Here is a 23,259-nt window from a genome sequence, read left to right as displayed (position 1 = left end):
TAGGCATAACGGCCCGGCATTGGGGCAAGCCTGACGTGCGAAAAGTCGTTACTATAAGCGCCTCTTTGCCTGCCTTGCCATGGACACCATGACCGAGAACGACTATCTGATCGCTTGGGGCCTCTACGCCTTCGCCGCTTTGGGCTGCCTGCTGGTGTGGATGCGCCTGACCCGCTGGATGTGGCGCTGGCTGCGTGAGCCATTACGGCTATTGGTTGCCGTGTTGCTGTTCAGCCCGACCATCATTGATCCGGTGAAGGAAAAGGTCGCTCCGGCCATCGCCATTACTGCCCTTGATCTATTGTTCAAGGTCGGCAACAACGCCTGGCGGGCGGTTTCCGACCTGTTCATGTACGGCATGATCGCCTTCGGCATTTACCTGGTATTCGTGGCGATCCGTTTCCCTATAGAACGTGCGTCCAACGCTCGCAAGGAACAGGCTGCTGCTGCCAAGGCTGCGGCCCGGGCCGATGACCCTGAAGAGGATCATCCTTTCGGCGGTGCAGGCGATGATCGTTACGGTCGTCCACCGGTGCCGAGCAACCCTCAGCGATTGCGGGTCGAACCGCGTCTGTAACCTTGCCCCTGCCTTTCAGCGAGAATCCGAGCATGTGTGAGTTATTGGGCATGAGCGCCAATGTGCCGACCGATATCGTGTTCAGCTTCACCGGGCTGATGCAGCGCGGCGGCCGCACCGGTCCGCACCGTGACGGCTGGGGCATCGCTTTTTACGAGGGCCGTGGCCTGCGCCTGTTTCAGGACCCGGCGGCGAGCTGCGAATCCGAAGTCGCGAACCTGGTGCAACGCTATCCGATCAAGAGCGAAGTGGTGATCGGGCACATCCGCCAGGCCAACGTCGGCCAGGTCTGCCTGTCCAATACCCATCCATTCGTGCGCGAGCTGTGGGGCCGTAACTGGTGTTTCGCCCATAACGGCCAGCTCGCGGAGTTTCAACCGATCAAGAGTTTTTACCGCCCAGTCGGCGATACCGACAGCGAAGCGGCGTTCTGCGATTTGCTCAACCGCGTGCGCGCAGCGTTCCCGGAACCGGTAGAGGTCGAAGAACTGCTGCCAGACCTGGTGGCCGCCTGCGCCGAATACCGTAGCAAAGGCGTGTTCAACTGCCTGCTCAGCGATGGCGATTGGTTGTTCTGTTATTGCTCGACCAAATTGGCGCAAATCACCCGTCGCGCGCCATTCGGCCCGGCGCGCTTGAAGGATGTCGATGTGATCGTCGATTTCCAGGCCGAAACCACGCCCAACGACGTGGTCACGGTGATCGCCACCGAACCCTTGACCGAAAACGAAACCTGGACCCGCTACGAACCGGGCCAATGGAGCCTCTGGCGACGCGGTGAATGCGTCAGCCAGGGCAAGACCGAATAAGGATTTCCCTTCATGTTGCTCAGTTATCTACGGCTGGTGTTGTTTGCAGCGGGCTTGTTGATCGGTGTCCAGGTGCCGGGGTTCATCAGCGATTACGCCAAACGGGTCGAAGCGCATCTGATTGAGGCGCAGACCAGTCTGAGCGGTTTTCAGGGCACGGCGAATCAGTTCTTCAAGGGCGACATGCAGGCGTTGGTGGCCCATTACCGCGGCAGCGAAGACCCGATTTTTCGCAGCGATGCTGACAGCCTGAGCACCTTGCTAACCCGTCAGCTGGCGCTCGATAAACAGTTCCAGGCCATGCAGGGCCCGTGGTACATCCGCTTCCTGCAAGTGGCATTGGCCGCCGATCCGGATATTCGCAAGGAAACCTGGAACGGCTACAGCTACCAGATCCTGCTGACGCCGGAAGCGATGATCTGGGGCATGAGCGGGGCGTTGCTGTTGTCGTTCGGCATTGAATGCCTGTTCCGTCTGATCGACTGGGTGGTACTGGGCGGCAAACGCCTGCGCCAGAGCCGGCCGATCGAAGATCGGGATGTGCGGGGGTTGTAACAGCAAAAGATCGCAGCCTTCGGCAGCTCCTACATTGGAATGCGTTCCCCTGTAGGAGCTGCCGAAGGCTGCGATCTTTTGCTCTTCAACGACTCAAAGTGATGTAATCCTCACCCACCTTCTTCGCATACCCGTCCAGCACCTGCTGACACAACGAAACAATCTCCTCGACCCATTCCACGCCAACCCGCCACGACACCACCACCTGCAAATTCGGTGGACGTTGATCGATGGCCAGCAAGGTCAATTCCCCCCGCGCCAGTTCCTCGGCTACCAGCACTGGTGGCAGCGCGCCAATACCGAAACCGTCCCGCAGCAACCGGGTGATCGCCGATACCGAGTTCACGCAGTTCAACCGTGGCGTCATGATGCCGTTGGCCTGCATCAGGGCGAGAATCTCCTGATGCGGATGGGAGTTTTTCGAATAGGTAATGATCCGTTCCCGCGCCAGGTCGGCAATGCCTGAATACTCGCGGTTGTAGATCGAATTCGTAGCCACAATCCAGCCCATCGGGTGACTGGCCAGCTCAAGGCTGCGCACACTTTCCTGACGCAACAGGTCGGTTTGCAGGATCAGATCGAGAAAGCCTTTTTGCAGCTGATCGCAGAGGTTGAGCGCGGTATCGGCCACCAACTCGATTTCCACCAGCGGATAGTGATCCATCATGTGCGCCACCAACGGGCTCAGCCAGGTATGGATGACCGTGTCCATCACGCCGATGCGAACCCGTCCGACCTTGCTCGAGCGGGTTTCGATCGACTGCTTGAGGGCTTGCATGGTGTCCATCATTTGCTCGGCGTACTCGAGCACTTTCAAGCCTTCGGGCGTCAGGCTCACGCCACGTGAATCGCGCAGGAACAGCTTCACCCCGAGCTCGCCTTCGAGCACGGCAATGCGGCTGGAAATCGACGCCTGGGTGGTGAAGAGCTTGTCTGCCGTCAGGCGAAAACTCTTGAGTCGGGCGACCCAGACAAAGGTCTCGAGAAACTTCAGGTTCATGGGGTCTGCTCGGGGATAAAGAATTCTTATGTCTAGGGCGGGGTTTTATTAGTTGGACGTAGCAGGGCAAGGCGCCCAAAAATCGGGCCATCCGGTTCCCACGATAGGCGTCGTCGGGGCTCAGAACAATACCAATAAAAATTAGCGCGGAGATTTGCCATGAGTGCGCCCGACACGCTCGACATCCCCAAAGCCACGGTTCGTCCTGGACCTTTCGACTGGTACCGCAACATCAACAAGCAGGAACGCCGCACCTTCTGGAGCTGCAAGATCGGCTATGGCCTGGACGGCATGGACACGCAGATGCTCAGCTTCGTGGTGCCGACCCTGATTGCGATGTGGGGCATCACCACCGGCGAGGCCGGGTTGATTCACACCAGCACCCTGATCGCCTCGGCTATCGGCGGTTGGGTGGCGGGGATTCTGTCCGACCGAATCGGTCGCGTACGCACCTTGCAACTCACCGTGCTGTGGTTCGCCTTTTTCACCTTCCTCTGCGGCTTTGCCCAAAACTACGAACAACTGCTGATCAGCCGCACGCTGATGGGCTTCGGTTTCGGCGGCGAATGGACCGCTGGCGCGGTGCTGATGGGTGAAGTGATTCGCGCCAAGGACCGCGGCAAGGCTGTTGGCATGGTCCAATCCGGCTGGGCATTGGGTTGGGGACTGACTGCGATTTTGTATGCGCTGCTGTTCTCGGTGCTGCCACCGGAAGACGCCTGGCGCGCCCTGTTCATCCTTGGCATCGTGCCGGCGATTTTTGTGATCTTCGTCCGCCGACTGGTCAAGGACCCGGAAATCTATCGCGAAGCCAAGGCTAAGCAAGAACCCAGCAATCCAGCAAAATTCTACGAGATATTCGCTCCCGGCATCTTTTTCACCACGATTCGCGCGTCGGTGCTGACCACCGGTGCTCTGGGCGGTTACTACGCGATCACCTCCTGGTTGCCGACGTTTCTGAAGAACGAACGCGGTTTGAGCGTACTCGGTACGGGCGGTTATCTGGCGATGGTGATCGTCGGTTCCTACGTCGGTTACGTCATCAGTGCGTATTTGACTGACATCCTCGGGCGTAAAAAGAACTTCATTCTGTTCGCGGTCGGCTCGTTCACCATTGTGCTGCTCTACACCCAATTGCCGGTGAGCAATGGCGTGATGCTCTGGCTAGGCTTTCCTCTGGGCTTCTTCGCCTCGGGGATCTTCAGCGGCATGGGCGCGTTTTTGACCGAGCTGTTTCCAACACGGATTCGCGGTTCGGGTCAGGGCTTTTGCTACAACATTGGTCGGGCGCTGGCGGCGTTGTTCCCGCTGTTGATCGGCTTGATGAGCCAGAAGGTGCCATTGAGCGTGGGAATCGGTGCTTTTGCGGCAGTGTCCTACGGGGTGGTGATCCTAGCGGCCCTGAGTCTGCCGGAAACCCGTGGCAAGCAACTCGAAGCCCAATAACTTAATGCCCAGCAACTGATAATCTGCGGGCAAATGCCTTACAGATAGAAAAGAATAAAACTTACAGGAGTGTTCACCGTGAGCCGCCTGCTATTGAACTGCGACATCGGCGAGAGTTTCGGCAACTGGACCATGGGTCTGGACGCCGAGGTCATGCCCTTCATCGATTGCGCCAACATTGCCTGCGGCTTCCATGCCGGCGATCCGAGCATCATGCGCAAGACCGTCAGTCTGGCCTTGAGCAACGGGGTGCAGATCGGTGCTCATCCGGCTTATCAGGATCTGGTCGGCTTCGGCCGCCGTTCCATGGCCTACACCGCCCAGGAACTTCAGGACATTGTGCATTACCAGATCGGCGCCCTCGACGGCATTTGCCGGGCTCAGGGTGGGCGGGTGAGTTACGTCAAACCGCACGGCGCGATGTACAACGACATGATGGCCAACCCGGCGCAATTGCGCGCAGTGCTTCAGGCTGTGGCGTCCTATGATCGTGAGTTACCGCTGATGTTGATGGCCACTCGCGACAACAGCGCAGCCCAGCAGTTGGGCGATGAATACGGCGTAACCCTGTGGTTCGAAGCCTTCGCCGATCGCGCTTACGACAGTGCGGGAATGCTGGTCTCGCGGCAACTGCCGGGCGCGGTGCATCACGATCCCGAAACAATCATCGAGCAGGCGCTGACCATTGCCCGCGGCGGCAACCTCACGGCCAGCGATGGCAGTGCCTTGCACTTGCAGGCCAACACCCTTTGCGTACACGGCGACAATGCCAGTTCGGTAGCCGCCGTGCGGCGTATTCGCGAAGCACTTGATCAGCAGAGCGCGCCATGAAAATCCGGGTCGAAGTGGTGGCGCTGGATTGCTTGATGGTCCGTCTGTTTGATGAGATCAGCGAGGCCAACATGCCGTGGATGCTCGCCGCCAGTGAAAGTCTGCGGGCTGCATTCGCCGGGCATCTGATCGATCTGGTGCCGTCCTATACGACGTTGATGGTGCATTACGATCTGACCGCGTTGAGTCCGGCCCAGGCTCGGGAGCTGATCGCCGAGGCCTTGATCGATCTGTCGCCCAACGCCTGCACCCGCGGCAAATGTCATGTGTTGCCGGTCTGGTATGACTTGAGCGTTGGCCCGGAGTTGAGCCTGTTGTCCCTGCGCAGCGGATTGGCCGTGGATGAAGTGATCCGTCGCCACAGCGAGCGCGAGTATCAGGTATTCGCCTTGGGTTTCGCGCCGGGTTTCGCCTTCATGGGGCTGGTGGAAGAAGCGCTGGCGGCGCCGCGTCTGAACACTCCGCGTAAAAAGGTGGCCGCCGGCAGTGTCGGCATCGCCGAACGCCAAACGGCCGCTTACCCGGTGGTGTCCCCCGGTGGCTGGAATCTGATCGGTCGCACCCCGGCCAAATTGTTCGACCGCGAACGCGACGGCTACAGCCTGATGCAACCAGGCGACACGGTGCGCTTCGAAGCCGTCAGCCATGCCGAATTCATCAATCTGGGCGGTGATGACACGCCGTTGGAGGCGCAGGCATGAGCCGTCTATCAATAGAAGCGAGTACACCGCTGTGCCTGTTGCAGGACGCTGGCCGTTTCGGCGTGCGGCATTTGGGCGTGACCCAGGGCGGGGCGGCGGACTGGCGATCGATGTCGTGGGCTAATTGGTTGCTGGGCAATGGCCTGGATGCACCGGTGATTGAAATCACCCTGGGTGGGTTCACCGTCGTTGCCGAAGAGGATTGCGTACTGGCCTTGGCCGGAGCGGATCTGGGGGCACAGGTGGATGGCGAGGCGTTGGCACCGTGGCGCAGTTTCAGGCTGAACAAAGGTCAGCAATTGCAATTCACTCAGCCGCTGCTTGGGGCTCGGGCATATTTGGCGGCCCCGGGCGGATTTGATGCGCCAAAGGTGTTGGGCAGCAGCGCAACGGTGGTCCGTGAGGAGCTTGGCGGGCTGGATGGCATGGGCCGGGCGTTGGCCAAAGATGCGCAGTTGAGCTACTCCGGGAGCTCGCTACTACTGCTGCGGGAATTGGCGCGCGAACAGGTGCCGGATTTCAAACTCAACGCGCCGCTGGACCTGGTGCTCGGTGCCCAGATCGGCGAGTTCAGTGGGCAGAGTTCGTTCGACGCGTTCAACAGCGTCTGGACCCTCGACAGCCGTGCCGACCGGATGGGCATACGCTTGCTGGGAACGGCGTTGCAGTATCAGGGTAAGCCGATGATTTCCGAAGGCATCCCGCTGGGTGCGGTTCAGGTGCCGCCGGACGGGCAGCCGATTGTGTTGCTCAATGATCGGCAGACCATTGGTGGTTATCCGCGATTGGGGGCGTTGACGCCGTTGGCGCTGGCGCGACTGGCGCAGTGTCTGCCGGGGACGCAGGTGCGGTTGAAACCGGTGGTGCAGGAAGTCGCGCATCGGGAGCAGGTCGAGTACCTACGCCGGTTTGTGAACCGCTAAAAGCATCGTCGGAACGCCGCCCGGAGCAAGCTGGCTCCCACATTGGATCGTTGTTGCCCACACATTTTGTGAACGACACATTCCCCTGTGGGAGCGAGCTTGCTCGCGATGGCGTCCGGTCAGGCACCGAGTTATTTGGAAAGAAACCGCATCCCTTCTTCCAACCCCCGCAATGTCAGCGGGTACATCTGGTCGTTAATCAAGTCCCGCACGATGTTGGTCGACGACGTATAACCCCACGTATCTTTCGGATACGGGTTGATCCAGATGACCTTCTTGTACTTCTCCATGAACCGCTGCATCCACACATAACCCGCTTCTTCGTTCCAGTGCTCGACGCTGCCGCCGGCCTGGGTGATTTCATACGGCGCCATGGCGGCGTCACCGATGAAGATCACTTTGTAGTCTGCGCCGTATTTGTGCAGCAGATCCTGGGTCGAGGTGCGCTCGGAAGTGCGGCGCATGTTGTTCTTCCACACCGATTCATAAATGAAGTTGTGGAAGTAGAAATACTCCAGGTGCTTGAACTCGGTCTTGCAGGCCGAAAACAGCTCTTCGCAGATCTTCACGTGGGCGTCCATCGAGCCGCCGATGTCGAACAGCAGCAACAACTTGACGGTGTTGCGCCGCTCCGGACGCATCTGGATGTTCAGCAGCCCGGCATCGCGCGCGGTGTGGTCGATGGTGCCATCGATGTCCAGTTCTTCCGCCGCACCCTGGCGCGCGAATTTGCGCAACCGACGCAGGGCGACCTTGATGTTGCGGGTGCCCAATTCGACCGAATCGTCGAGGTTCTTGTACTCGCGCTGATCCCAGACCTTGACCGCTTTGCCCTGACGCTTGCCGGCATCGCCGACCCGAATGCCTTCCGGGTTGAAGCCCCCGGAGCCAAACGGACTGGTGCCGCCAGTGCCGATCCACTTGTTACCGCCGGCATGACGTTCTTTCTGTTCTTCGAGGCGTTTCTTGAACTCTTCGATCAGCTTGTCCAGGCCGCCGAGAGACTGGATCGCCGCCCGCTCTTCTTCGGTCAGCGAACGCTCGAACTCCTTGCGCAGCCAGTCTTCCGGGATCAATGCCTGAAGGTGATCGTCAAGTTTTTCCAGGCCGTTGAAGTAGGCACCGAACGCGCGGTCGAATTTGTCGAAATGCTTTTCGTCCTTCACCAGAATCGCCCGGGACAGGTAATAAAACTCGTCCATGTCGGCGAAGGTCACGCGCTGCTTCAGCGCGTTGATCAGGTCCAGCAGCTCCCGTACCGAGACCGGCACTTTGGCTGCGCGCATTTCATTGAACAGGTTGAGCAGCATGGCTATCGCCCTCTATCTTGTTAAAAAGAGGGATCAGCGAGTGCCGCGACGGCTCATGAACGCCAGACGCTCAAGCAACTGCACGTCCTGTTCGTTCTTCACCAAAGCACCGGCCAGCGGCGGAATAGCCTTGGTCGGATCGCGCTCGCGCAGTACCGCTTCGCCGATGTTGTCGGCCATCAGCAGCTTCAGCCAGTCCACCAGTTCGGAGGTCGATGGCTTCTTCTTCAGGCCCGGCACTTTGCGCACGTCGAAGAACACGTCCAGCGCTTCGCTGACCAAGTCTTTCTTGATGTTCGGGTAGTGCACGTCGACGATCCTCTGCATCGTGACGCGGTCGGGAAAAGCGATGTAATGGAAGAAGCAGCGGCGCAGGAAGGCGTCCGGCAGCTCTTTCTCGTTGTTGGAAGTAATGATGATGATCGGGCGTTTCTTGGCCTTGATGGTCTCGTTGATCTCGTAAACGTAGAACTCCATCTTGTCGAGTTCTTGCAGCAAGTCGTTCGGGAACTCGATGTCGGCCTTGTCGATTTCGTCGATCAGCAGGATCACCCGCTCTTCGGATTCGAAGGCTTCCCAGAGCTTGCCCTTTTTCAGGTAGTTGCGAACGTCGTGGACCTTTTCGGTGCCCAGCTGCGAGTCACGGAGACGGCTGACCGCGTCGTACTCGTACAGGCCTTGATGCGCCTTTGTGGTGGATTTGATGTGCCAAGTGATCAGTTTGGCGCCGAAGGACTCGGCCAGTTGCTCGGCGAGCATGGTTTTACCAGTGCCTGGCTCGCCCTTGACCAGCAGCGGGCGCTCCAGAGTGATGGCGGCGTTGACCGCCAGCTTCAGGTCATCGGTGGCGACGTAGGCCGGGGTGCCTTCGAACTTCATCTGCTAATCCTCGAACGGTAATGCCGACCTGAACGAGGCAGGGCGGGGCGCAATAATTGTAGTACCCGACTATAACGCGGTGCCCGGTCGACTGTGAACGCAGACGGCTTATTCAGTCTCTGAATGGGGCGTCACATCTTGACTCAGTCTCGGCTGCTGGCCAGTATTGAGCTATCGCCATTTTGGCGATAGCTTGCGGGGCATGTCTACTAAATACCGATTTCGCGATACGTACCGCATTCAGTTGCGCGAGAAGGATCATCCGCCGCCCCATGTCCACCTGACCGGTGGCGGGCTGGACGTCATGCTCAGCCTTGAAACCGTCGAAGTGATGGTGGGCAAGGCGCCGCCGCTGATTATCAAGGAAGCGCTGGCGTGGGTCAGGGCCCATCAGGTGCAATTGCTGGAGGATTGGAAACGATGTTACCCATGAAACGACCACGGCTGTCGGCCGTGCAGGCGTTGCCGGATCACCGCCTGACGCTGACCTTTATCGACGGTCAGCAACTGAACCTCGATTTGAGTCGGGACCTGCGCGCCTACCCTGGGTTGCAGCCATTGCTGGAGGTTGGCGCTTTCGAAGGGGCAACCTTGGGTGATGAAGGCTGGAGCGTTGAGTGGCCCGAACTGGACATCCAGATCGGCGCAGACACTCTTTATCTGGATGCGCTCGCGCAAAACGCATTGGACGAAAACACGCGGATCTTCATCGACTGGCGCGCTCGTACCGGGCTGCCACTCAATCAGGCGGCCGAAGCGTTGGGGGTCAGTGCTCGCAGCATCACGCGCTACAGCAGTGGGCGTGAAGCCGTACCGCGATCGCTGGCACTGGCCTGCCTGGGCTGGGACTTCTTGCAGCAGCAATCGAACCCGGCGCGGGCGGCCGAAGAAACCGGTCGCTACATCGTCACCCGAAACCCTTAGCCCGCATCCGGCTTGGGCCGTTCGTATTGGGCATTGAACGCCTGGATGAAGCCGTTGCGTAAAATCTGCAAAAAAGCCTCGAATGCGCTGATATCTCGGCGATGCACGTTGCCGCTCAGTTCCACGCGAGTCGCAAACTGGTTTTTGCCCTGGTTTTTCAGCACCGTTTCGGAGCCGCCGACGATGGCCTCCCAAATGGAGCGGAAAATCCCTTTGTCCTTGTTCTCGACGTCCTGATGCCAATTGAACACGTCGACGTCCTTTAGCAGCGGTTTGATGTAACCCGTTAATTGAGCTTTTTTAGCCTGCGCTTCAATGACCACATCACCGTGACCTGCATTGAAGTCGAACTTGCCATAGGCGGAGGCAAAGTCGTTCATGCGTTTGAGCTCGATGTGTTTGGCCCGCAGGCGGAACTCGAAATCTTCAAAGTTGCTTAAGGGGTCGAAGGTGGCGGTGGTTTCCAGTGGTGCGTGCCCGAGCAGCAGCGCCTTGCCTTCGAAGCGAGCATCGCGCTTGCCTTTGGTGTCGACCACGTTGGTCAGGTTATAGATGCTGGCGTTGACCTGAGTGGCGTTCATGTTCACGGGGGGCTTGGAATTGAAGTTGCGGAAACTGATCTTGCCATCGCTGATCCGCACTTCGTTCAGGGTGATGGGGGCCAGTTTGCTCAACTGCGCACGCCAGTCGGTGCCCTGACCGGTCTGGGAGTTTTGCTTGTTGGCGCCGCCGTCGACGAAGTTCACCTCAGGGTTGAAGAACTTCACCTCGGCCACAACGGCGCGGTCGTACCAGAGCGAGTGCCAACTGACGGAAAGATCGATCAGCGGCGCGTTGACGAAAGGCACCGGAACCTTGCCCTCGACCTTGACGATTTTCAGTCCGTTGATTTTGTACGCTCCGCGCCACAGGGCCAGGTCCACATCAGTGATCTGGCCACGGTAGTCGCCCATGTTCGCCAGCTTGTCATTCAGGTAGTCTCGCACCATGTAGGGCAGGGCGATGTGCAGGGCAATCAGCAGCACAACGAGGCCAGCGAGGATCCACAGGGGCCAACTGTATCTGCGTTTCATGATGACAAATCTCTGGCGATGTATAGCCATTGACTGCTGTGGTTACGGGACGTTCGACTGACTGGACGACCAAGGGCAACAGGCATACCTTGGAGAGCTTATTTAACGCTGTATAAGGACCCAGCCATGAGCCGTATCTACGCTGACAACGCTCATTCCATCGGCAATACGCCGCTGGTGCAGATCAACCGTATCGCCCCGCGCGGCGTGACCATCCTGGCCAAGATCGAAGGGCGTAACCCCGGTTACTCGGTCAAGTGCCGGATCGGTGCGAGCATGATCTGGGACGCCGAAAGCACCGGCAAACTCAAGCCTGGAATGACCATCGTCGAACCGACCTCGGGCAATACCGGTATCGGCCTGGCATTCGTTGCCGCGGCCCGCGGTTACAAGCTGATGCTGACCATGCCGGCGTCCATGAGTATCGAGCGACGCAAAGTGCTAAAGGCACTGGGGGCCGAACTGGTACTGACCGAACCGGCCAAGGGCATGAAAGGAGCGATCGAAAAGGCTGCTGAAATTGTCGCCAGCGACCCGGCTGCCTACTTCATGCCGTCGCAGTTTGAGAACCCGGCCAACCCGGCCATCCACGAAAAAACGACTGGTCCGGAAATCTGGAACGACACCGACGGTGCAGTCGACGTACTGGTGGCAGGCGTCGGAACGGGTGGAACCATTACCGGCGTTTCGCGGTATATCAAGAATACCCAGGGCAAACCGATTATTTCGGTGGCGGTGGAGCCAGCGGTGTCGCCAGTCATCACCCAGGCAATGGCCGGTGAAGAGATCAAGCCGAGCCCTCACAAGATCCAGGGTATTGGTGCCGGTTTTGTGCCGAAGAATCTTGATCTGTCGATGGTCGATCGGGTTGAGTTGGTCAGCGATGAAGAATCCAAGGCCATGGCCTTGCGACTGATGCAGGAAGAAGGGATTTTGAGCGGCATTTCCTGTGGCGCCGCCATGGCCGTGGCCGTCCGTCTGGCGGAAACCCCGGAAATGCAGGGCAAGACCATCGTGGTGATCCTGCCGGACTCCGGTGAACGCTACCTGTCGAGCATGCTGTTCAGTGATCTGTTTACCGAGCAGGAGAATCAGCAGTAGGAGCTGCCGCAGGCTGCGATCTTTTGATCTTGTTTTTGAACTTGTGTAAGGGGGGTGATTCAAGTCAGCCCCCGTTCAGAAGCTTTATGTTAAGAAGTGCTTTATTGCGCAATCTTTAACACTGAATGTTCAGTTACACGGGTTTTTCCCGAGGCCGGTAGTGTTTATCATGGCCGGCTGCCAGGTCGGTTAAATGGCGTTGCGCAGAGTTGTCTACTATCAAGGAGTTGTTGATGACCTTTTCCCTTGCCGCGAAAGCGTCGCTGTTGCTGCTGTTCCTCGGCAGCACTCTCTATGTGCATTTGCGCGGCAAGGCACGATTGCCGGTCCTGCGTCAGTTCGTCAACCATTCAGCGTTGTTCGCGCCCTATAACGCTTTGATGTACCTGTTCTCCGGTGTGCCGTCCAAACCCTATCTGGACCGCAGCAAGTTCCCGGAACTGGACGTGCTCAAGGACAACTGGGAAGTCATCCGCGACGAAGCGATGCACCTCTTCGACGAGGGCTACATTCGCGCCGCCGAAAGGAACAACGACGCCGGTTTCGGATCGTTCTTCAAAAAAGGCTGGAAGCGTTTCTACCTCAAGTGGTACGACAAACCGCTTCCCTCAGCTGAAGCCTTGTGCCCGAAAACCGTGGCCTTGGTCAGCAGCATTCCCAACGTCAAAGGCGCCATGTTCGCGTTGCTGCCAGGCGGCAGCCACCTCAACCCGCATCGCGATCCGTTCGCCGGTTCCCTGCGTTATCACCTGGGGCTGTCGACGCCGAACTCCGACGATTGCCGGATCTTCGTCGACGGTCAGGTCTATGCCTGGCGTGATGGTGAAGACGTGATGTTCGACGAAACCTATGTGCATTGGGTCAAGAACGAAACCGACAAGACGCGGGTCATCCTCTTTTGCGACATCGAACGACCGTTGAGCAACCGCCTGATGACCCGCATCAACCGCTGGATCAGTGGCTTTTTGGGTCGCGCCACTGCACCGCAGAATCTTGATGATGAACGTGTTGGCGGGATTAACCAGGCTTACGCGTGGAGCAAGAACTCCAGCGACAAATTCAGTGGTGTGATCAAAAAGTGGAAGCGTCGCAATCCCAAGGCCTACCGCGTGCTGCGACCGGTGTTGGCGGTGGTGGTGCTGACATTGTTGGGGTATTGGTTGTTTGGCTGATACCGATTCCTGAAGAAAAAAACCGCTCCTTGGGAGTAATGTCAGTCAGTTAAGCAATTTCACCAGCAACGCATACCTTGTAGCAGCTGGCGAAGCCTGCGTTCGGCTCGGGCCGCGATCGGACGCAGCAGTCGTGAAATCAGGCAGTGCGGTGTTTCAGATAAACCTCGCACACAGGTTTTACGACTGCTGCGTCCGATCGCGGCCCGAGCCGAACGCAGCCTCGCAAGCTCGCAAGCTCGACAGCTGCTACAGCGCCGAACGCAGGCTTCGCCAGCTGCTAAGGATCGCGTTATGGCTTAACTGATCGGCATTACTCCTTGGGAGCGTTTTTTTATGCACCTGTTCGCCACTGGGGTTGGTGTAAGACTCTTGCTTATTGGTTCTTCCAGCTTAGTCATTGCAATCCATCTCACACGCTGGTTATAGTCGGCGCTCGATGTTTTCCAACCCAGCTTTCTACCCTTCAAAAAAGATCAGCCCATGCCAGCTTCCCTCATCAACGCGGTAGTCGATTCAGCGGTCAACGCTGGCGTCGTGCCGTGCGGGAATCAGCAGCCTGCGCAGATCAGTCATTACCCTCCACCTGTCAGTAGCACGCCGGTGTGCGCAGTCGTATCACCGCCAGGCGTTGGCTTCTCGGGCTGATCAGCTTTTTTCTGCTGTTTCCATGCCCGTTTAAAAGTGCCCGCCTGAAAAAACTACTGAATTTCAGCTTCGGCTGAGTTGGCTTTTTTTGCCTGACTACAGGTGGTATTCATGTTTGTCCTTTCGAAAAACACCGCGCTCGCGGCGGCGTCCACGAGCCTGTTCGTTCTGCTGTGGAGCAGCGGGGCGATCTTCTCCAAATGGGGCTTGGCCCACGCGTCACCCTTTGCTTTTCTGTTGATTCGCTTCGCTATCGCAATCTGCGGATTGGTGCTGCTGGTGCCGTTGCTCAAGCTGAAACTGCCCAAGGGCGGCAAGCCGATGGTGTATGCGATGGCCACCGGCGTGGTGTTGCTGGGGGCTTATCAGATTTTCTATCTGCTGGCCCTGGACCTCAAAGTCACACCGGGCGTCATGGCAACGATCATGGGCGTGCAGCCCATTCTTACGGTGGTGATCATGGAGCGTCAGCGATCAGCCAGCAGAATGTTTGGTTTGGCACTGGGTTTGGCCGGGTTGATCATGGTGGTGTATCAAGGCATCGGTCTGGCCGGCATGTCGTTCGCCGGAATGCTCTTCGGTTTGCTGGCGCTGGCGAGCATGACGTTCGGCTCGATCATGCAGAAACGCATCACCGAAAATCCCCTCGGCACGCTGCCAGTGCAGTACCTGGCGGGGCTGTTGCTCTGCGGGATCTTCGTACCGTTCCAGCCCTTTCATTTCGACCACAGCACCGGTTTCATCGTGCCGGTGTTGTGGATGGGATTGGTCGTGTCGGTGCTGGCGACCTTGTTGCTGTATCGGCTGATTGCACGGGGCAATCTGGTGAATGTCACCAGTCTGTTTTACCTGGTGCCGGCGGTGACGGCGGTGATGGACTACCTGATTTTCGGCAACCGGCTGGCGGCGTTGAGCATGCTTGGCATGTTGCTGATCATCATCGGTCTGGTGTTCGTATTCCGTAAAAACGCTTGAAACAAAACAAGGCCTGGGGCATGAGTTCCAGGCCTTTTTTATTTGGCCAGCGCATGCTCGGCCCGCACCGAATTCACATTGGCCGCACCACAAAACTACCTGGCAACCACCTCTTTCGACTTCACCACCGTCGTCTTCAACACCAACCACAACGCCGCCGCAATCAACACCCCGCCATAGATATGCGCCATCGACAACGGCTCATCCAGCAACAGCGCTCCCCACAACACCCCGAACGGCGGAATCAGAAAGGTCGTGGTCATCGACTTCACCGGCCCGACCGAGCTGAGCAACCGGAAGTAAATAATGTACGCAAGCGCCGTACACACCAGCCCCAAACCCAGCAATGACAACCAGACACTCCAGCCGCCCCAGCTCTCCGGTGGCTGGCTGATCACGCTGTAACCGAACAGCGGCAACAGAAACAATGTCGCACCCAGCATGCTGCCCACCGCCGATAGGCGACTGTCGAGACCACCGGCCTGATCAAGCCAGCGGCGCGCGAGGAACCCGGCGAAACCGTAGCAGGTCGTGGCGAGCAGGCAGGCGAGGGCGCCCATCATCAGTTCCATGTCGAACGCCACCGGACCGGCTCGGGTCAGGATGCCCACGCCCAACAGCCCGAGGAACACGCCGCCAAGTTTGGCGGCGGTGAGTTTTTCATGGAAGAACAGACCGCCGATCAGCACGCCCATCAATGGCGTGGTGGCGTTGAAAATCGCCGAGTAACCGGCCGGCAGCACCTGGGCGGCTACCGAGTACAGGGTCGCCGGAATCCCGGAGTTGATCACTCCAAGCAGCATCACGGTTTTGAGTTTGCCTTTGAAATCCCAGCTGATGCGCATCAGCCCCAGGATCACCAACAGGCCGACCGCGGCAATCGACACGCGGAAAAAGGCAGTGGGGATTGTGCCAATCACCGGGGCAATGATGCGCATGAACAGAAAGCTAGCGCCCCAAATGGCGGCGAGCGACAACAAACGCAGAGTATCGACGGGGTTCACAGCACGTTCCTTCCTTGATTAGCGCGCAAGTGTCGCGCCAGTCAGGACGCAAGGCAATGGTTGCGTTGCGTAACAAAGGGCCACTAAGCTCATGCCCCACGATAAGAATCAGCCGCCGAGGTTTTACCTATGCCGCAGCAATGGCCAGCCGCCGACATCGCCCGAATGATCCTCGATGGCTTTGACGATTACCGCGAGCATTTCCGCCAGATCACCGACGGCGCCCGGGCTCGCTTCGAGCAGGCCAAGTGGCAGGAGACGCAAACGGCGTCGGCCGCGCGGATCAATCTCTACGAAGAAAAAGTCAGCGAAACGGTGGGGCGGCTGCACATCGCTTTCGACGCTGACACGCTGGATGTCAGTTGCTGGCCGCTGGTCAAAAGCGCTTACATCACGCTGATCGACCTGCGCTTCGACGATGAACTGTCCGAAACCTGGTACAACTCGATTTTCTGCGGGCTGTTCAGCCACGACCTGATCAGCGACGGCTGCATGTTCATTCACACCACCCGGCCGAGCCTGCGCCGGGCCCGTGCTGCACAAACCCGCACGTACAAGCCCCAGGGCCAGTTGTCCGGGATGCTCGCGAGCATTTTTGCCGACTACCGCTTCAGCGAGGATTACGCCAACCTGGCGGGCGACCTGAGTCGTCTCGAAGGGCAATTGCGCGAGAACCTGCCGGACTGGGTCTGCAAGGACCCGGAGCTGAGTGTCGAACTGTTTTCCTCGGTGCTTTACCGCAACAAAGGCGCGTACCTGGTCGGGCGCATCTATACCCAGGACGAACAATGGCCGCTGGTGATTCCGCTGCTGCACCGCGAAGGTCGCGGGATTCAGATCGATGCGCTGATCACCGATGAAGCGGACGTATCGATCATCTTCTCGTTCACCCGTTCGTATTTCATGGTCGACGTGCCGGTACCGGCGGAGTTCATCGGTTTCCTCAAGCGCATTTTGCCGGGCAAGCACATCGCCGAGCTGTACACCTCGATCGGTTTCTACAAACACGGAAAATCCGAGTTCTACCGGGCGCTGATCAATCACCTGGCCAACACCGACGACCAGTTCATCATGGCCCCGGGCGTGCGTGGCATGGTGATGAGCGTGTTTACCCTGCCGGGCTTCAACACCGTATTCAAAATCATCAAGGACCGCTTCTCGCCGTCAAAGAACGTCGACCGCGCCACGGTGATCGAGAAGTACCGTTTGGTGAAAAGCGTCGACCGGGTCGGGCGCCTGGCTGACACCCAGGAATTTGCCGACTTCCGCTTCCCGTTGAGCAAGTTCGACCCGGCCTGTCTGGAAGAATTGCTCGAAGTGGCCGCGTCCACCGTGTCGGTAGAGGACGACACCGTGCTGATCCGCCACTGCTGGACCGAACGGCGGATGACGCCGTTGAACCTGTATCTGGAGAACGCCAACGACGCTCAGGTCCGCGAGGCGCTGGAAGATTACGGGCTGGCGATCAAGCAACTGGCGGCGGCGAACATCTTTCCCGGCGACATGCTGCTGAAGAATTTTGGCGTCACTCGTCACGGGCGGGTGGTGTTTTATGACTATGACGAGATCTGTTTCCTGACTGAAGCCAACTTCCGGCATATCCCGCAACCGCGTACGCCGGAAGACGAGATGGCGTCGGAACCGTGGTATTCGATTGGGCCGCTGGATGTGTTTCCTGAAGAGTTTCCGCCGTTTTTGTTTGCCGATTCGGGGCAGCGCAAGTTGTTTGATCAGTTGCATGGTGAGCTTTACAACGCCGATTACTGGAAAAGCCTTCAGGAAGCCATTCGCGCCGGGAAGGTGATTGATGTGTTTCCGTATCGCCGCAAGGGCCTGGATAACGAATAACACCACGCTACCTGTAGGAGCTGTCGAGAGAAACGAGGCTGCGATCTTTTGATCTTGTTTTTTAAAATCTAAAATCAAAAGATCGCAGCCTCGTTTCACTCGACAGCTCCTACATCTATGGTTACCCCCTTTTCTGCAATACTGTTTTTGATGCGTGTTTGGCTTGCTTTCATCTATCCGGCGTCTGAGTGGGGGTTGTGGTCCCCGCGCCTCGATGAGAATCGATGCCCGACGATCCTAATTAGTGGAACGGCCTTTCAGCCGTGTAGGAGCTCAGGGTTGTCGTCAGGCCGGTTGGCCGTTCACGTCATCTGTTATCCAGCATCGCAAAACCAGGTGGGTGGTGCTCGGGTGACAGCAGGGTCAGGCGTTCATCTTGGCTGGCCCTGCATCGAATTCAGTGTGGTGTGCTGCGATTGCCCAGGCGATCCTCGCCAGCTTGTTGGCCAGCGCACAGACCACGAGATTGGAGTGATGGTGGGACGCTAATAACTGGCGGACCCAGTCCGCCAAAGCGCCTTTCTGTCGCTCCAGCTGGATCAGGTAGACACGGGCGCACTGGATGAGCAGGCGCCTCTGGTTTCGATCACCGCGCTTGCTGATGCCCAACAGGACGGTCTTGTCGCCCGTGGAATGCTGTTTGGGCACCAGCCCGATGGAGGCTGAATAGCCTCGGCCGCATTTGAATTGTTTGCCATCGCCCAACTCGGCAGCCAGGACGGTGGAGGTGATCGGGCCTAAGCACGGTATTGTCATCAAGCGCGATGCCAGATCATCTTCAGCGGCCTGGCATTGCACTCGCTTATCCAGTGTCTTGATCCGCTCAGTCAGGTAGTTGAAGTGCTCATGCAGCATCGTCAGATTTAGTTTGATGGCCTCAGAGAATGAACTCGTCTCAAGCAGCCCCGGCAGTTCATTGATCGACTTGAAGCCGGGGGCCAGGCTGACGCCAACCTCCAGAAGGGCGGCGTGAATCCGATTGACGGTTGCGGTGCGGTCTTTGATGAACGCATCGCGGGTGGAGTTGAGCATGGCCAGCGCCTGTTGGGCCTGGGTTTTGGGCGGCACAAAGCGCATGGTGGGGCGAGTCGCCGCCTCGCAGATCGCCTCGGCATCGGCGAAGTCGTTCTTGTTGCTTTTCACGTAAGGACGCACGAGATGAGGGGCGATGAGCTTGGGCGTATGGCCCAGCTTGGCGACCTGTTGTGCCATGAAGTGGGCGCCGCCACAGGCTTCCATCACGACGGTGCAGGGTTCGAGATTCGCCAGATGTTGGATGAGCGTCATTCGAGTGAATTTTTTGCGGTAGAGCTCATTCCCGCGCTCATCTTGTGCATGCAGATGGAAGGTACGTTTTCCTAAGTCGATGGCGGCAATAGCTACTTTCATGGCAACGGTCTCCGATGAGCCCCCTGTGAAAGCTTAGTGGGCGATCACGGGCGGCGGCGGGGGTAGCCATTTCATTAGTAGAACCCCCCGCAATCCCTGCCAAATCTGCGACAATCCGCCCCCTGCGCCACTAGACGACTTATTGCGTACCTGATGACTGACGAATCGCCCTCCATCGACAAACTGCTGAAAAACCTCGATCACGCCATGCTCGCCGACCGCCACCGGCTGCGGCGGCAGTTGCTTGAGCTGCGCAAAAAACCTGACGAGGCCAAACTGGCCCAGTGGGTGACGCGCACGCAGGCGTCCTGTGATCAGGTGTTGGCGCGGCGGGCCAGCCTGCCGGTGATTCGTTACGACGACAGCCTGCCGATCGCCGCCAAGCGCGACGAAATCAAAGCAGCGCTGCTCAAGCATCAGGTGCTGATCATTGCCGGTGAAACCGGTTCGGGTAAAACCACCCAGTTGCCGAAGATCTGCCTGGAAATCGGTCGCGGTCAGCATGGCCTGATCGGCCACACCCAACCCCGTCGAATCGCCGCCCGCAGCGTGGCGAGCCGGGTCGCCGAAGAACTGGCGACACCCTTGGGTGCGCTGGTCGGCTATCAGGTGCGGTTCGAGGATCAGAGCGATTCCAACACCCTGATCAAACTGATGACCGACGGCATCCTGCTGGCGGAAACCCAGAACGACCGTTACCTCGAACGCTACGACACGATCATCGTCGACGAAGCCCACGAACGCAGCCTCAACATCGACTTCCTGCTCGGTTACCTGAAAACCCTGCTGCCGCGTCGCCCGGACCTGAAAGTCATCATCACCTCGGCGACCATCGACCTGGAGCGTTTCTCCAAGCATTTCGATGACGCGCCGATTGTTGAAGTCTCGGGCCGCACCTTCCCGGTAGAAACCTGGTACCGCCCGCTGACCCTGGAGCAGGACGAAGAGGGCAACCGCGTCGAGGATGACCTGACCGTGGATCAGGCGATCCTCGCCACCCTCGACGAAATCGCCGCGTTCGAACGCAGCGAGCGCAAGAGCCCCGGCGATGTGCTGGTGTTCCTGCCCGGCGAGCGCGAGATTCGCGACGCCGCGGACATGCTGCGCAAGGCTCAGCTCAAGCACACTGAAATTCTGCCGTTGTACGCGCGATTGTCGCCGGCCGAACAGCAGCGGATTTTCCAGTCGCACCCAGGCCGTCGCGTGGTGTTGGCGACCAACGTCGCGGAAACCTCGCTGACCGTGCCGGGCATTCGTTACGTGATCGACAGCGGCACCGCGCGCATCAGCCGCTACAGCTACCGCGCCAAGGTTCAGCGCTTGCCCATCGAAGCGATTTCCCAGGCCAGCGCCAACCAGCGTAAAGGTCGCTGCGGACGGGTCGAGCCGGGCATTTGCATCCGCCTCTATGGCGAAGAAGATTTCATTGGCCGACCGGAATTTACCGACCCGGAAATTCTGCGGACCAACCTCGCGGCGGTGATTTTGCAGATGCTGCATCTGCGCCTAGGCGAGATCACTGATTTCCCGTTTATCGAGCCGCCGGATGGCAAAGCCATCAGCGACGGTTTTAACCTGCTGCAAGAACTCTCGGCGGTCGACCGCAACAGCCAGCTGACGCCCCTCGGTCGCCAGTTGGCGCGCTTGCCAGTGGACCCGCGCATGGGCCGCATGCTGCTGGAAGCGGCGAAACTCGGCAGCTTGCAGGAAGTGCTGATCGTCGCCAGCGCCATGTCGATTCAGGACCCGCGCGAGCGTCCGCCGGAACGTCAGCAAGCGGCGGATCAGGCGCACGCACAATGGAAAGACGTGGACTCGGACTTTGCCGGCCTGGTCAATTTGTGGCGTGGTTTCGAAGAACAGCGCCAGGCGTTGACTGCCAGCCCGCTGCGCAATTGGTGCCGCAAGAACTTCCTGAATTACCTGCGTCTGCGCGAATGGCGCGACTCCCATCGGCAGTTGAGCCTGATCTGCCGCGACATGCAGTTGAGCCTCAATAAAGAGCCGGCGGATTATCCGAAACTGCACAAAGCCGTGCTCTCGGGGCTGCTCAGCCAGATCGGCCAGAAAACCGAAGACGGCGACTACCTCGGCGCCCGTCAGCGGCGCTTCTGGATTCACCCGTCATCGGGCCTCGGTAAAAAGCGTCCGCAATGGCTGATGGCCGCCGAACTGGTGGAAACCACCAAGCTCTACGCGCGCATGGTCGCCAAGATCGACGCCGACTGGATCGAGCCCTTGGCCGGGCACCTGATCAAGAAAAACCACTTCGAACCCCATTGGGAGAAGAAGCGCGGTCAGGTCGTGGCCTTCGAGCAAATCACCTTGTTCGGGCTGATCGTGGTCGGTCGCCGGCCGGTGCATTACGGGCCGATCGACCCTGTGGTGTCTCGTGAGTTTTTCATTCGTGAAGGCCTGGTGCGCGGCGAGATTCAGTCCAAGGCCAAGTGCCTGACGGCCAATGCGCAACTGCTGGAACAGCTCGACGAACTGGAAGCCAAGGCTCGCCGTCGCGACATTCTGGCGGACGAAGAAACCCTGTTCGCCTTCTACGATGCGCGACTGCCGGCGGAGATCCACCAGACCGCGACCTTCGACAGCTGGTATCGGGTCAACAGCCAGAAAGACCCGCAGCTGCTGATCATGCGCGAAGAAGACGTACTGGCTCGCGAGGCCAGTGAAGTCACCGCGCTGCATTACCCGGACACCTTGCACATCGGTGATCTGGAGTTGGCGCTGAGCTACCACTTCGAACCGAACCACCCGCGTGACGGCGTGACCCTGCGTGTGCCGGCGCCGTTGTTGCCGATGCTGCCGCCGGAGCGCCTGGAATGGCTGGTGCCGGGCGTGATCGAGGCCAAGTGCATCGCGCTGGTGCGCAACCTGCCCAAAGCCCTGCGCAAGAATTTCGTACCGGTGCCGGACTTCGTCAAAGCCGCATTGCAGCGCGTGACTTTCGCCGAGGGCTCGTTGCCTCAAGCGCTGGGCCGTGAACTGTTGCGCATGACCGGTGCGCGGGTCAGCGATGAAGCCTGGGCCGAAGCGTCGCAGCAGGTCGACAGTCATTTGCGGATGAGTCTGGAAATCGTCGACGGCCAGGGTAAGTTCCTTGGCGAAGGGCGTGATCTGGCGGAACTGACCGCACGCTTTGCCGAAGCCAGTCAGGCCGCGTTGGCCGTGCCGCAAACCGCGAAAAACCAGCAACCGGTGGAGCCGAAAGTGTTTGCCGCCGTCGCCGAGAAAACCCAGCAGAAGATCGCCGGGCTGTCGATGACGGTGTACCCGGCGCTGGTGGAAGAGAGTGGCACGGTCAAGGAAGGACGTTTCTCGACACCGGCCGAAGCCGAGTTTCAACATCGCCGCGCCTTGCAGCGTTTGCTGATGCAGCAACTGGCCGAACCGGCGAAGTTCCTGCGCAGCAAGTTGCCGGGGCTGACCGAGCTGGGGCTGATGTACCGCGACATGGGTCGCATCGACAGTCTGGTCGAAGACATCCTGCTGGCCAGCCTCGACAGCTGCATTCTCGACGGCGAAGACCCGCTGCCACGGGATGGCGCCGGGTTGGCATCGCTGGCCGAACGCAAACGCGGCGGCTGGACCGAGCACGCCGAGCGTCTGGCCAAGCTGACGCTGGAAATCCTCAAGCTCTGGCACGGCCTGCAAAAACGCTTCAAGGGCAAGATTGATCTGGCGCAAGCCGTGGCCCTGAACGACATCAAGCAGCAGCTCAGTCATCTGGTGTATCCGGGCTTCGTTCGTGAAACCCCGATGCAGTGGCTCAAGGAGTTGCCGCGTTATCTGAAAGCGGTCGAGCAACGCTTCGAGAAAATCGGCGCTCAGGTGCAGAGGGATCGGGTCTGGAGTGGCGAGTTGTCTGGCCTGTGGACGCAATATCAAACCCGCGCCAACAAACATGCCCAAGAAGGTAAACGCGATCCGCAGCTGGAGCTCTATCGCTGGTGGCTGGAGGAATACCGGGTTTCCCTGTTCGCCCAACAATTGGGGACCAAGGTGCCGATCTCCGACAAGCGCCTGAACAAGCAGTGGACCCAGGTCGAACCCTGAACCCGATACCCTGCGATCACCGCGATCCA

The 23,259-nt window shown here is 58.9% G+C and carries 21 protein-coding genes; 15 read left to right on the top strand and 6 right to left on the bottom strand.

Annotated elements, in window-relative coordinates; genetic code table 11:
* The first annotated feature begins 79 nt into the window (after positions 1-79).
* From ACMXYH_RS24835 to ACMXYH_RS24825, 3 genes are read left to right on the top strand one after another with little or no spacing between them, the layout of a single operon-like run.
* Positions 80-577 carry an MFS transporter gene (locus ACMXYH_RS24835; protein WP_134422165.1) on the top strand — a complete coding sequence of 166 codons (498 nt, stop codon included), beginning with the start codon at positions 80-82 and terminating at the stop codon, positions 575-577.
* Between the two features lie 32 nt (positions 578-609).
* Positions 610-1,386: a class II glutamine amidotransferase gene (locus ACMXYH_RS24830; RefSeq protein ID WP_415765264.1), complete on the top strand. Its 777-nt coding sequence runs from the start codon at positions 610-612 to the stop codon at positions 1,384-1,386.
* Positions 1,387-1,398: 12 nt separating this feature from the next.
* A complete protein-coding gene (locus tag ACMXYH_RS24825) occupies positions 1,399-1,941 on the top strand; it encodes a DUF2937 family protein (RefSeq protein WP_129441996.1) in 543 nt (180 codons plus the stop codon).
* 85 nt (positions 1,942-2,026) lie between these two features.
* On the opposite strand, the gene ACMXYH_RS24820 is transcribed toward ACMXYH_RS24825, so the two are convergent.
* The gene (locus tag ACMXYH_RS24820) at positions 2,027-2,941 is read right to left on the bottom strand and encodes a LysR family transcriptional regulator (protein WP_415765263.1); all 915 of its coding nucleotides are present in this window, start codon (positions 2,939-2,941) and stop codon (positions 2,027-2,029) included.
* A 159-nt stretch (positions 2,942-3,100) separates the two neighbouring features.
* Here ACMXYH_RS24820 and ACMXYH_RS24815 point away from each other — a divergent pair, with 159 nt between their 5' ends.
* The 4 genes from ACMXYH_RS24815 (at position 3,101) to ACMXYH_RS24800 (ending at position 6,842) form a co-directional block, all read left to right on the top strand.
* Complete coding sequence (locus ACMXYH_RS24815) at positions 3,101-4,387, top strand: MFS transporter (protein WP_415765262.1); 1,287 nt, start codon at positions 3,101-3,103, stop codon at positions 4,385-4,387.
* A 78-nt stretch (positions 4,388-4,465) separates the two neighbouring features.
* The gene (locus ACMXYH_RS24810) at positions 4,466-5,218 is read left to right on the top strand and encodes a 5-oxoprolinase subunit PxpA (protein ID WP_129442002.1); all 753 of its coding nucleotides are present in this window, start codon (positions 4,466-4,468) and stop codon (positions 5,216-5,218) included.
* Positions 5,215-5,919, top strand: coding sequence for a 5-oxoprolinase subunit B family protein (locus tag ACMXYH_RS24805; RefSeq protein ID WP_129442004.1), 705 nt, complete (start codon positions 5,215-5,217; stop codon positions 5,917-5,919). Before ACMXYH_RS24810 ends, ACMXYH_RS24805 begins: the two co-directional genes overlap by 4 nt.
* Positions 5,916-6,842, top strand: a complete 927-nt coding sequence (locus ACMXYH_RS24800; RefSeq protein ID WP_415765261.1) for a biotin-dependent carboxyltransferase family protein — start codon at positions 5,916-5,918, stop codon at positions 6,840-6,842. Before ACMXYH_RS24805 ends, ACMXYH_RS24800 begins: the two co-directional genes overlap by 4 nt.
* A gap of 131 nt (positions 6,843-6,973) precedes the next feature.
* Here the strand turns inward: ACMXYH_RS24800 and ACMXYH_RS24795 are convergent, their stop codons facing one another.
* Positions 6,974-8,152, bottom strand: coding sequence for a vWA domain-containing protein (locus ACMXYH_RS24795; RefSeq protein WP_129442008.1), 1,179 nt, complete (start codon positions 8,150-8,152; stop codon positions 6,974-6,976).
* A 33-nt stretch (positions 8,153-8,185) separates the two neighbouring features.
* Positions 8,186-9,031 carry an AAA family ATPase gene (locus ACMXYH_RS24790; RefSeq protein WP_415765260.1) on the bottom strand — a complete coding sequence of 282 codons (846 nt, stop codon included), beginning with the start codon at positions 9,029-9,031 and terminating at the stop codon, positions 8,186-8,188.
* Between the two features lie 202 nt (positions 9,032-9,233).
* Here ACMXYH_RS24790 and ACMXYH_RS24785 point away from each other — a divergent pair, with 202 nt between their 5' ends.
* Complete coding sequence (locus ACMXYH_RS24785) at positions 9,234-9,464, top strand: DUF4160 domain-containing protein (protein WP_076030093.1); 231 nt, start codon at positions 9,234-9,236, stop codon at positions 9,462-9,464.
* Positions 9,452-9,955 carry a DUF2442 domain-containing protein gene (locus ACMXYH_RS24780; protein WP_134422157.1) on the top strand — a complete coding sequence of 168 codons (504 nt, stop codon included), beginning with the start codon at positions 9,452-9,454 and terminating at the stop codon, positions 9,953-9,955. Before ACMXYH_RS24785 ends, ACMXYH_RS24780 begins: the two co-directional genes overlap by 13 nt.
* Here ACMXYH_RS24780 and ACMXYH_RS24775 read toward each other — a convergent pair.
* A complete protein-coding gene (locus ACMXYH_RS24775; RefSeq protein ID WP_415765259.1) occupies positions 9,952-11,028 on the bottom strand; it encodes a DUF748 domain-containing protein in 1,077 nt (358 codons plus the stop codon). The two genes, ACMXYH_RS24780 and ACMXYH_RS24775, sit on opposite strands and share 4 nt — an antisense overlap.
* A 126-nt stretch (positions 11,029-11,154) precedes the next feature.
* Here ACMXYH_RS24775 and cysK point away from each other — a divergent pair, with 126 nt between their 5' ends.
* From cysK to ACMXYH_RS24755, 4 genes are all read left to right on the top strand, one after another.
* Positions 11,155-12,129, top strand: coding sequence for a cysteine synthase A (gene cysK / locus ACMXYH_RS24770; RefSeq protein WP_283190170.1), 975 nt, complete (start codon positions 11,155-11,157; stop codon positions 12,127-12,129).
* 233 nt (positions 12,130-12,362) lie between these two features.
* A complete protein-coding gene (locus tag ACMXYH_RS24765) occupies positions 12,363-13,301 on the top strand; it encodes an aspartyl/asparaginyl beta-hydroxylase domain-containing protein (RefSeq protein WP_415765258.1) in 939 nt (312 codons plus the stop codon).
* A gap of 483 nt (positions 13,302-13,784) precedes the next feature.
* Positions 13,785-13,949: a hypothetical protein gene (locus tag ACMXYH_RS24760; protein WP_165353262.1), complete on the top strand. Its 165-nt coding sequence runs from the start codon at positions 13,785-13,787 to the stop codon at positions 13,947-13,949.
* A 111-nt stretch (positions 13,950-14,060) separates the two neighbouring features.
* Positions 14,061-14,924: a DMT family transporter gene (locus ACMXYH_RS24755; RefSeq protein ID WP_415765257.1), complete on the top strand. Its 864-nt coding sequence runs from the start codon at positions 14,061-14,063 to the stop codon at positions 14,922-14,924.
* A gap of 95 nt (positions 14,925-15,019) precedes the next feature.
* Here ACMXYH_RS24755 and ACMXYH_RS24750 read toward each other — a convergent pair whose 3' ends face one another.
* Positions 15,020-15,928 carry a DMT family transporter gene (locus ACMXYH_RS24750; RefSeq protein WP_129442021.1) on the bottom strand — a complete coding sequence of 303 codons (909 nt, stop codon included), beginning with the start codon at positions 15,926-15,928 and terminating at the stop codon, positions 15,020-15,022.
* Positions 15,929-16,057: 129 nt separating this feature from the next.
* Here ACMXYH_RS24750 and aceK point away from each other — a divergent pair, with 129 nt between their 5' ends.
* On the top strand, positions 16,058-17,776 hold the full coding sequence (aceK, locus tag ACMXYH_RS24745; RefSeq protein WP_149628922.1) for a bifunctional isocitrate dehydrogenase kinase/phosphatase: 1,719 nt from the start codon (positions 16,058-16,060) through the stop codon (positions 17,774-17,776).
* A gap of 363 nt (positions 17,777-18,139) precedes the next feature.
* Here aceK and ACMXYH_RS24740 read toward each other — a convergent pair whose 3' ends face one another.
* Positions 18,140-19,165 (bottom strand): IS110 family transposase, encoded by a 1,026-nt coding sequence (locus tag ACMXYH_RS24740; protein WP_415764593.1) that lies wholly within the window; start codon positions 19,163-19,165, stop codon positions 18,140-18,142.
* 153 nt (positions 19,166-19,318) lie between these two features.
* Here ACMXYH_RS24740 and hrpA point away from each other — a divergent pair, with 153 nt between their 5' ends.
* The gene (hrpA, locus tag ACMXYH_RS24735; RefSeq protein WP_415765256.1) at positions 19,319-23,230 is read left to right on the top strand and encodes an ATP-dependent RNA helicase HrpA; all 3,912 of its coding nucleotides are present in this window, start codon (positions 19,319-19,321) and stop codon (positions 23,228-23,230) included.
* Positions 23,231-23,259: the final 29 nt, after the last annotated feature.

This window comes from Pseudomonas frigoris (assembly GCF_047758635.1).
Taxonomy (GTDB): domain Bacteria; phylum Pseudomonadota; class Gammaproteobacteria; order Pseudomonadales; family Pseudomonadaceae; genus Aquipseudomonas; species Aquipseudomonas frigoris.
Note: the sequence above shows the minus strand (reverse complement) of the source record. Positions and strands in the feature narration are given on the sequence as shown.